Below are 6223 nucleotides of genomic sequence, written 5' to 3'. Positions count from 1 at the left end.
TCCGCGGGCACTCTAACATAGAAAAAGTAGATGGAGTTGTTTTTGATGTAGGTGTTTCCTCTATGCAATTAGCGGATTCTAGTAGGGGATTTTCATTTATGAATGCTGGCCCTTTGAATATGCGTATGGATGGCTCCTCACAGGGTAAAACTGCGGAAGTTTTTGTGAACTCTATGCCAGAAAAGGAGATGGCAGATGTTATATATCACTATGGTGGAGAGAGGTTTTCTAGAAGGGTAGCGAGGGCTATAGTCGATCATAGGAGGAAGAGCAAGATAGTGAGCACCTCAGAGTTGGCTAGCATTATCAGGTCTGTTGTTCCCAGAAGCAAAGCAAATCCAATAGACCCCGCAACAAGGACATTCCAGGCTATTAGAATATGGACAAATGACGAGCTAGGAGAGTTGCAATCAGGTCTAGATGGCGCAGTGAACATTCTCAAGGCCGGGGGAAAGGTGCTAGTTACGACGTTTCACTCGCTAGAGGACAGAATAGTAAAGTACAAGTTCAATTCATTGGCTAGTATTGGAGGATATAAGCTAATAAATAAGAAGGTAATTCGCCCCACAGATCAGGAAGTTGCAGATAACCTCCGTGCTAGGTCTGCAAAGTTGCGTGCTATACTCAAGGAATAGTCATTATTCGCAGCCACGTATCGTCTGCACACGTTGTAAGCTTATAGGCTGCAGATTTAAGCTCCACATAATGTGATGAAAAAATGCATGCTATGATAAAATGCCGTATAGCAGCTCCATCGCAAATGCGTCACTCATCATAGGCTTTCATAAGTACATTAGATCCCTATCTCTATACTTTATATTGTTACTTAAAAATTTCATGAGTGAGCACATGCTGCAGATTAAGCTCCACATCATGTGACGCAAAAAATGCACGCTATGATAAAGTGCCATATAGCAGCTCCACCGCAAACGTGTCACTCATCATAGGCTTTACGTAGAGATAAAAACGAGTCGAGATTGAAGTAACTGTTCAAGGCCGATACAGATTACTCATCATAGGCTTTCATAAGTACATTAGATCCATACCTCTATACTTTATATTGTTACTTAAAAATTTCATGAGTGAGCATATTTTGCCATTACGCGTCATTACATGGGAATAAAAACGAGTTGAGATTGTAGTAACGTTTCAGAGGCCCGTACAAATGTTATAAAGCATGCAGTATGTGCTCAGAAAGTATGAGGATCAGTATCTCCTTAAGGACGTTATATGCTTCCATATTACCGGCACCACATCCCCGTGCAAGGTCTGCAGTTGCGTGCTACGTATCGTCTACACATACACATTTTGCGGGCTAGAGATCGGGAAATTACTATCAGCGCTACCCCACGGGTACGTCATTTATATCCAATATACAGGAATGGATCGAACTTTTTCTCCTTATTATCACTTGCATTTGCAGAACGTGGATCATCCATTATGGACGGATATAAAGTCTGGAGCAATGAAACGGGTGATTCATCCAGAGACAACGTAACTACTGTTTTCTTGGTGCACTCTTCCAGCAGTCGTTTTTTTTCTAAAGCTTCATCTGGAGAGATTAAGTCGCACTTATTTAGCACTATAACCTCTTTTTTCGTAGCCGTTGATGCGCCATATTCGTGAGAGTACTTTTCAAGTTCTTGAGCAACAAGTTCGTACACATTTACAACGTCACTTTTTGAGGAATCTATAAGATGTAAAAGTACTTTGCATCTTTCTATGTGCTTCAGAAATTTATGTCCAAGTCCTGCGCCCAGGCTCGCATCTTCTATGATTCCGGGAATATCCGCTATAACTACATTGCGATGATGTAGATGCACCACGCCTAAATGGGGTTCAAGCGTTGTAAAGGGATAATCCGCAACTTTTGTCTTGGACATACTGCATCGAGAAAGGAAACATGATTTCCCAGCATTTGGCATTCCTATGAGACCTATATCAGAAAGTACCTTCAACTTTAACGATATGAAGCATTCCTCGCCTTCTTCCCCAAATGTGAAGTTTACAGGAGCTCTATTTGTGGAACTTTTATACTGTGTATTGCCGATGCCCCCCTTGCCACCTCGTACGGCAATGTACTTCTGTCCTTCTTCATAGATATCAACCAGTAATTCTCCACTGTATGTGTCGTATATCTCTGTTCCCAAAGGAACTTCTATGTAAGAGTCCCTCCCAGAAGCACCAGATCTGTTTTTGCTAAGCCCATCTTTACCGTTTTCAGCTTTTATGTGGCGATGATATTTGAAATACAATAGCGTGTTTACTGCTGCGCTGCCGACAAATACAATAGAGCCACCAGAGCCGCCATTTCCCCCATTTGGACCACCAAATTCTATGAATTTCTCCCGCCTGAAGCTGACACATCCCTTACCGCCATCTCCAGCACGTATATGAACAGATGCCTCGTCTACAAAACTCATAATGCCCACATAAATGCCAATCTCTATGCAATATCCGAGAGCATTGCTGCTTCTCCAAGATCTTCTTCTATTCTGAGCAACTCATTATACTTTGCTAGGCGTTCTGACCTTGACATAGAACCCGACTTTATCTGAGTACAATTCATGGCAACGGCAATGTGCGAAATATACACATCTTCAGTTTCTCCTGATCTATGTGATATTATAGATTCATAATTGCTCATCCTTGCAGCCTGAATCGCATCCATCGTCTCTGTTAAAGTACCTACCTGATTGGGTTTTATTAGCACCGCATTGCCCAACCCAAGTTTTATATATTTCCTGATGAGAGCAGGGTTAGTAACGAACAAATCATCGCCCACTAATTGAACCTTTTTTCCTATGGCTTCAGTAAGCATTTGCCATCCAGTAACATCATGCTCCGCCATTGCGTCCTCTATTGAGACTATGTGATACTTCTCGATAAGCTCCTTATAGTACGCAACCATATCGCTGCTACTCATGGATGTGCTTGAAAAACGGTAGGAAGAAGTTTCACAATCATAAAACGTTGAAGATGCAACATCTAGAGCTAGGGCAAAGTCCTTTCCTATTGTGTAATTTGCTTCTTCTATAGCAGAAAGCAAGAGGGAAAATACCTCATCGTTACTACTTATGTCAGGGGCAAAACCACCCTCATCACCCGTGTTCGTAGAATGCCCTTTCGACTTTAATACCCCCTTCAGCTTTATAAACACCTCGGAGCACATCTTCATAGCATCAACGAACTTCTTAGCCCCTACAGGTACTATCATGAACTCTTGAAAATCGAGCCCATTATCTGCATGAACACCACCATTTATCACATTAACCAGAGGAACGGGTAATGCCCTTGCTGCTGTGCCTCCAAGATACTTATACATAGGTATACCTATGCTTATAGCAGCAGCTTTTGCTACAGCTATAGAAACGGCAGTAGTGGCATTTGCGCCTAACTTCGATTTATCATGTGTGCCATCAAGTGTGATCAGAGCTCTATCAATAAGATCCTGGTTAAATGGCGACATCCCAGCTAAAGCAGGAGAAATAAGGGAATTCACATTCTCAACAGCTTTCGTAACACCATATCCACCATAATGAGCAGGATCAGAATCCCTCAACTCTAATGCCTCAAGTTTTCCTACTGACGCGCCTGAGGGTGCAGATGCTGCACCAATTGATCCGTCAGATAGCAGTACAACTGCCTCCACCGTAGGTCTTCCACGGCTGTCGAAAATCTGACGAGCGGAAACGCTACTGATTGTAACAGCAATCTCAAAGTGCACCATGATCAATTACCAACACGCCGAGGAGCGAGCATAAATAGTTTCTTGGAAAAAGTAAATGAATTACTATCGTTGCTAATAAATCTCAGTATAAAATAATCTGCTGTTTCCCCAAACGGAACTTAGAACACTGCGATCTAAGGACCTGTTATCAAGTTTAGAATTTTGTTGACACCTTATCCCATATCACGGATCATTTCTCTGTTTGTGTATGTCTGCTGGAGGCTCTCGATATGTTTGCTGTTATAGAAACTGGTGGCAAGCAGTATAAAGTGAAGGAGCGTGATACGATTAAGGTTGAGCTTCTTGGTGCTGAGGCAGGTGACAAGATCTTCTTAGATAGTCTTGCTTCTTTCGGAGAAACTGCTGACAGCTGTACTTTTTCTAGGAAGGAAAAGGCGGTTGAAGCGGAAGTTATAGGGCACCTTAGAGATAAGAAGGTCATCGTCTTTAAAAAGAGACGCCGCAAGAACTATAGAAGAAAGAATGGACATAGGCAGAATCTTGCTGTTTTGCGTATAGTTGGAGTGAGGTAGGTTGTGGCTACTAAAAAATCTGGTGGTAATTCCTGTAATGGTAGAGACTCGAAAGGTCGCAGACTTGGTCTAAAGAAGTTTGGTGGGGAGTCTGTTATTCCTGGTAACATAATAGTACGTCAGCGTGGCACCAAATATCACCCGGGTAGGAATGTTGGGATTGGTAAGGACCATACCATATTCGCTAAGATCTGTGGTCTCGTGCAATTTAGGAGAAGGTCTGGTGGCAAGGTCTATGTGGATGTGTTTTCCGGAGTTTCTACTGAAGCGATTTAAAGATGGGATCCATTTTTCTATGGGTCTGTAGCTCAGCGGTTAGAGCGCACGCCTGATAAGCGTGAGGTCGGAGGTTCGATTCTTCCCAGGCCCACCGACCGTACGTCATCCTTCATAAACAACCTTTACGCGCATGTAGCGTTGGATTTTCTCTCATTAGCATGTTATACTTGTGGCTCTAGTCTTGTAGGTGTTAGCGGGAGTTCTGCTTATGCATAGCGGGTATACAAGTGAGCGTAGCAGTGCTGCACGTATTGATAGGACTATCCATAAGTACAAAGTCGTCGTTGGATGCCTGGTTTGCATGGCGGTGGTGCTGGGTACTTTGCTCTTACATGGTGCTATAAAAGCTCTTTATAACGTTAAGAGCGTGTTCACTGTACTTTATACGCTTGGGTTTTGTGTATTATTAGCGGCACCGCTGCTTCTATGGAGTTCTTACGAATATATTCAATACATAGAAAAGGTAGGAAGAGGAGATTACTTTCCCTGCTGGCCATCAAACGTAGTTGAAAATGATTACCGTGGGAGTAGTAGCGCAGCAGAAATTGATGATAATTCACTGGATTTGGGGGTGAAACGGAAAGTAGGCTCTAAATCGCTCGAAACAACAGAGCAGAGTGACCCTAAGACCATACTCGCCATAAGCAGCGAAAAGTATGAACAACCCAAGCGTCATATGGTTGACGCACAAGAACCTTGCGGTAGAAATTGCAGTAGAAATTTTCACGAAATCAGCGAAAGTGAAATTCAAGAACCCTGCGGTGGTAGCATGCATGTAGAAGACACCCATGTCTCCAGAGAGGTGGATACACATTTAAGACGACGCCATACACATTAAGCGGAGCTATATACTTTATTCAGATAAGTAACAATGCGACGAACTCCCGATACTTACGCATTGATGAGCTATGGTAAATGTTACATCGCGCTATAGATGAGCTTCCCGCAAGCAGCAAGGTAAGCCATGATACCCGTGCGTAATAGCACATTTATAGGCAGGGGTGGTGGATAAGAACTGTAGTAAAGGCTACAGCTGGCAAGGGTACAAAACAAGATACGAACTCAACGTGAAGGTAGGATACAAAAACTTTGCAGTAGCACATATGGATGAACTATGGTAAGGGCCATGGTCACGCCACACTATGGAAGCCCCCCCACGCAAGTGCGGAGATAGGATATAAGAACTATGTGGTAGCATGCATATATGGATGAATTGTAGCAAAGGTCACGTCACACTATAAGAGAGCTTCCCCATCAATAGCAAATGGCAGGATGCAATAGCTATGCACAATAGCAAGCATATAAGAGACTATTGGGAATGGTGAACACGGAACTGTAGTAAATCCCTGCTATGGGCATAGGTAGGGTGCAAAATAGATGCAATATAGCACAGGATGAATTGTGGTAACGGTCATACAATGCTATGGAAGAGCTTTCCTCAAACTGGTCAAGGTATAAGACAAGAACTTAAACCCTACAGTAACAGCACCTACATAGAAGGTACCCTATTCACATAAGTAACAATACTACGAATTGCCGTGCATGCGCATGGACAAACTTTGCCAATGGTCACGCCCATTATATAAGAGCTTTTCTACAACTGGGGAAAATAGGCCATGTCGCTGTTAACATTAGTAATAACATAATTGACTACCATGTTGCATATGGATGAACTATAAAC

Annotated in this window: 6 protein-coding genes and 1 tRNA gene; 5 read left to right on the top strand and 2 right to left on the bottom strand. The window is 42.9% G+C overall.

The features are described from left to right. Window positions 1-635: 16S rRNA (cytosine(1402)-N(4))-methyltransferase RsmH (gene rsmH / locus R4I06_RS04095; protein WP_334414301.1), on the top strand; the 635-nt coding region annotated here is incomplete at its 5' end. Between the two features lie 723 nt (window positions 636-1358). On the opposite strand, the gene cgtA is transcribed toward rsmH, so the two are convergent. Together cgtA and eno are read right to left on the bottom strand one after the other, a co-directional pair. Beyond that, window positions 1359-2423, bottom strand: coding sequence for an Obg family GTPase CgtA (gene cgtA / locus R4I06_RS04090; RefSeq protein ID WP_334414299.1), 1065 nt, complete (start codon window positions 2421-2423; stop codon window positions 1359-1361). Window positions 2424-2446: 23 nt separating this feature from the next. After that, window positions 2447-3730, bottom strand: a complete 1284-nt coding sequence (gene eno / locus R4I06_RS04085; protein ID WP_334414298.1) for a phosphopyruvate hydratase — start codon at window positions 3728-3730, stop codon at window positions 2447-2449. Window positions 3731-3960: 230 nt separating this feature from the next. Here eno and rplU point away from each other — a divergent pair, with 230 nt between their 5' ends. From rplU to R4I06_RS04065, 4 genes are all read left to right on the top strand, one after another. Further along, window positions 3961-4263 carry a 50S ribosomal protein L21 gene (gene rplU / locus R4I06_RS04080; RefSeq protein ID WP_334414297.1) on the top strand — a complete coding sequence of 101 codons (303 nt, stop codon included), beginning with the start codon at window positions 3961-3963 and terminating at the stop codon, window positions 4261-4263. A gap of 3 nt (window positions 4264-4266) precedes the next feature. Further along, the gene (rpmA, locus tag R4I06_RS04075) at window positions 4267-4539 is read left to right on the top strand and encodes a 50S ribosomal protein L27 (RefSeq protein ID WP_334414296.1); all 273 of its coding nucleotides are present in this window, start codon (window positions 4267-4269) and stop codon (window positions 4537-4539) included. A 21-nt stretch (window positions 4540-4560) separates the two neighbouring features. Further along, window positions 4561-4633: transfer RNA gene (locus tag R4I06_RS04070), tRNA-Ile, on the top strand. A 117-nt stretch (window positions 4634-4750) separates the two neighbouring features. Then, the gene (locus R4I06_RS04065) at window positions 4751-5380 is read left to right on the top strand and encodes a hypothetical protein (protein ID WP_334414295.1); all 630 of its coding nucleotides are present in this window, start codon (window positions 4751-4753) and stop codon (window positions 5378-5380) included. Window positions 5381-6223: the final 843 nt, after the last annotated feature.

The organism is Anaplasma bovis, assembly GCF_036903315.1.
Lineage (GTDB): Bacteria > Pseudomonadota > Alphaproteobacteria > Rickettsiales > Anaplasmataceae > Anaplasma > Anaplasma bovis.
Note: the sequence above shows the minus strand (reverse complement) of the source record. Positions and strands in the feature narration are given on the sequence as shown.